Origin of the sequence: Microcoleus sp. D3_18_C4 (assembly GCF_036702355.1) — a bacterium.
In the GTDB taxonomy this organism is placed as follows: Bacteria; Cyanobacteriota; Cyanobacteriia; order Cyanobacteriales; family Microcoleaceae; genus Microcoleus.
In genome coordinates this window covers 535-3949 of the sequence record NZ_JAUBTF010000144.1, presented here as the reverse complement: position 1 = coordinate 3949, position 3415 = coordinate 535, and the positions used below count along the sequence as shown (strand labels likewise).

The following is a 3415-nucleotide window of genomic DNA, read 5'->3' as shown; positions in this document are numbered from 1 at the left end:
CCTGGAGCAATTTTTCTTTGACACATCTTCTCAAATCCCCTTGACAACTGCCATACAGGCTTAACTTGTTACCAATGACCATCGCGTGCTGTCAAAAAAATGCTATTATGTGTGGTATGGCTTTCGCGTGGCTTTACTGAACCATGTAATTATAGTTCATTTGAGCTGATCTTCTCTGTTTGACCCTCAGGAGTGAGTGTCAGTAACATGATACCTCATCTTTCTGAGAAAGGCTATACCTCACGTCAAGAACTTTCTGGATTATCTAGAACGACATCGATGTAGAATTCCTGATTATCAGGCGATGCAGTCTCAAAAGATCACAATTGGTTCGCTTTGCTGTCGAGGCGACAATTAAACAGATTGGACGGAGAATCAAAATATCCGGGGCCGGGTGGAATCGTGACAATCTGGCTCAAGTTCTGAAACATCGTTGTGCTTATTTAAATCTCGCTTTGGTCTGAATAGTATTTATACTCATTACATATTTGAGATGCTCCCGATGTCTCTTTTTATGCAAGCTTTGCTTTTTGATCTCCGTAATTTCCGATTGTGACAGTTGAGGGTGCGGAATGTGGGTTCAAATAAACATTGCCAACACTTGACAATCCGCTACAAAGGCTTAAAAGTTTCTGCACTATGATCTCCGATTTTCGAGGCTAAGACTCCTGGTTGCTTGTGATTAACTGCTGTCCAAATCCAAAGTTTATTACCCTTGTTGCCCGTGAAGGTCTGGAGTTCATCAAGGTCTGTAATTTCGCTGGGGGGGTAACAACCAGCCTGAAACCCATACCTTTGTAAGGATTGAGCCAATCCGCTGCTCACAAAAGATAGGCAGTATAATTGTTACACGCTTGCCTATCTCAAAAATAATGATACCAACATTCTACCTCATTCATTTAAAAAAACAACTAAGTTCAGCTCAATTTAAACTGATTGGAATATTGCTACCCTTGATACAATCAGAAAAACAAGTGAGATTAGAACGGCTCTCCCGGGTATTTCCCTATCCAATTACAACAGAAAGTCGGCGTAGAAAACTACAAAAATTTCTCGATTTACCGAACTTAACTATCTCACTAATTTGGTTCCCATTAATTACTTGTTGGTTGATTACTTATTGCCGTGTTGGTCAAGCTTTATCAATTGCAATCGACCGCAGTCAATGGGGGCGCATTAATCTCTTTATGGTTAGCCTGATCTGGGAACGAAGAGCAATTCCATTATACTGGTCACTGTTGCCAAAATTAGGAAACAGTAGCTTCGAGTCACATCCTACCAATTTACAGCAAGTTTTACCATTATTTTCAGAATATAAAGTTATCGTTTTAGGAGACCGTGAATTTTGTTATGTCGATTTGGGAAACTGGCTGAGGGAAAAGGGTGTATCTTTTTGTTTAAGACTAAAAAAGAATCATCTTAATCGCAACGGAACATTTAGTTTGGCAACGGTTAGATGAATTAGGAATAATACTCTTAAACCTCTTGATATTTTCAAGGTAAAAGAGTCAGAAAAACTCAGCCTGCTATAGCAATCCTAAATCATTATCATGAGTACGGTACAATTATATGCAATACTTGATTATGACAAAAAAATGAATAACTTACAACTGCCACCCATAGATATGGAAAAAGAAATACCCCAATTAGAATCTTTCATTAAAAGCGATATCGATGCAAGAGAACTAAAACGAGCAATAGCTGTCAGGATGGCGCTTGAAGGTAAGCTGTATCATGAAATTAGCAAAATATTAGGTGTAAGTAAATTCTTTGTGGGTTATTGGAAAAAGATTTTTAAAACCCAAGGCATCGAAGGAATAAAACTACGATATAAAGGCTCACAAGGGTATTTAACAGAGCGACAAACGGATGTAGTAGTCGAGTGGTTAAAGAATAAAGAATATTGGAACTTAGAGGAATTGGTGACTTATGTAGAACAAGAGTTTGGTGTGAGCTATAAATCAAAACAGAGTTATTATGAACTTTTTGCTGCTGCTAATATTAGTTGGAAAAAGACTCAAAAAATTAATCCCAAATCCGATGAAGAACTGGTAAAAAAAAAAGAGGGAAGAAATTAACGATATTTTATTTAAACACAAGGCTGGTATAGAATCGGGGGAAATAATAGTATTGTTTTTAGATGAATGTCATCTACTTCATGGTGATCTGACTGGTTATGTTTGGGGTCAATCCCAAATCAGAATTGAAGTCCCAATTACCAATAAAAAAGATAGACAAACTTATTTTGGCGCACTCAATTATCAAAGCAAAGAATTCCATATTCAGAGCCATCCATCTGGTGATGGAAAGTCAACAGTTAAGTTCATAAAATACTTACAAAATAAATATAAAAATCGCAAACTTATCTTGATTTGGGATGGAGCTAGTTATCATAAATATGGAGAATTCAGAGAATTTTTATTAGAACTAAATGGTGACAAAGAACCTGAGAATTGGTCAATTACTTGTATTTTATTTGCTCCCAATGCTCCCCAACAGAATCCAGTTGAAGATATTTGGTTACAAGCTAAAAACTTTTTAAGAAAGTATTGGTATTTATGTAGGTCTTTTAAGATTGTCAAATTTTTGGAGAGAGTTTTTTACTAAGGAACATAAATTTGATTTCCCCAAAATACGTCAATATACTTACAAACAGAAAATTATTTAGGATTGTTTATAAATATAGAAAATCCTTTAGGATTGCTATACTGGATTTGATGTTACTTGTAAGTGGAAAAGAAACTACGGGGGATGGAAGGTTGATGAAGCGTGGTTTATTCTCACGAATTTAGGGTCATGGCCGGCAGCTATCGATGCTTACAAGCAACGGATGGGCATTGAAGAAATGTTTCGAGATTGTAAAACAGGAGGCTACGATCTTGAAGGAACTAGCTTAAAAGGAGACCGACTTATCAACATGATTTTACTCATGACACTCGCCTACAGTTCGGGAATATTTCAAGGCACTGAAATGAGAAAAAAGCAGGTAGCAAAATATGTATGCCGGCGTCAAGAACCTAAAAAAAGATATCGAAGACGCAGTACATTTGGTGTTGGTTTAGATGGAGAAAAGTGGGTCAATTATCTCGAACAATATTCTGACGAGGTAGAACAGTTAATGAAGTTAACTCCAAACAAACGGCGCTTTTATCAACAAGGTATGCGGGCCGCAACCCTTATACAGTCTATCTCATAGACCTCTTTGTCACCCCCCCAGGTAATTTCGGGGATTTCCTCGAACTGTGGCGCATCACGGATTTGGTAACCAGCTTCCCTTATCCAGTGGATGATCGTAGTGTAGTGGATTCCGGTGACTCGCAAGGGTGCCCTGCAGCCCCATACCATTGAGGTACATGTTCAGGCACAGTTGCTTAACCCTCTTTTGTGACTTTCGGGAAAAAATAATCAGGAACGC

Annotated in this window: 4 protein-coding genes and 1 pseudogene; all 5 read left to right on the top strand. The window is 37.8% G+C overall.

Annotated elements, in window-relative coordinates; genetic code table 11:
• Positions 1-250 precede the first annotated feature (250 nt).
• Positions 251-464, top strand: a pseudogene (locus tag QUA90_RS30155) (ISKra4 family transposase); the annotation flags it as partial.
• A gap of 408 nt (positions 465-872) precedes the next feature.
• Complete coding sequence (locus tag QUA90_RS30145; RefSeq protein ID WP_333448765.1) at positions 873-1460, top strand: hypothetical protein; 588 nt, start codon at positions 873-875, stop codon at positions 1458-1460.
• Positions 1461-1550: 90 nt separating this feature from the next.
• The gene (locus QUA90_RS30140) at positions 1551-2078 is read left to right on the top strand and encodes a winged helix-turn-helix domain-containing protein (RefSeq protein ID WP_333448764.1); all 528 of its coding nucleotides are present in this window, start codon (positions 1551-1553) and stop codon (positions 2076-2078) included.
• Between the two features lie 52 nt (positions 2079-2130).
• Entirely contained in the window at positions 2131-2607 is a 477-nt protein-coding gene (locus QUA90_RS30135) for a transposase (RefSeq protein ID WP_333332783.1), read from the top strand.
• 223 nt (positions 2608-2830) lie between these two features.
• Positions 2831-3196, top strand: coding sequence for a hypothetical protein (locus tag QUA90_RS30130; protein ID WP_333332780.1), 366 nt, complete (start codon positions 2831-2833; stop codon positions 3194-3196).
• Positions 3197-3415 lie beyond the last annotated feature (219 nt).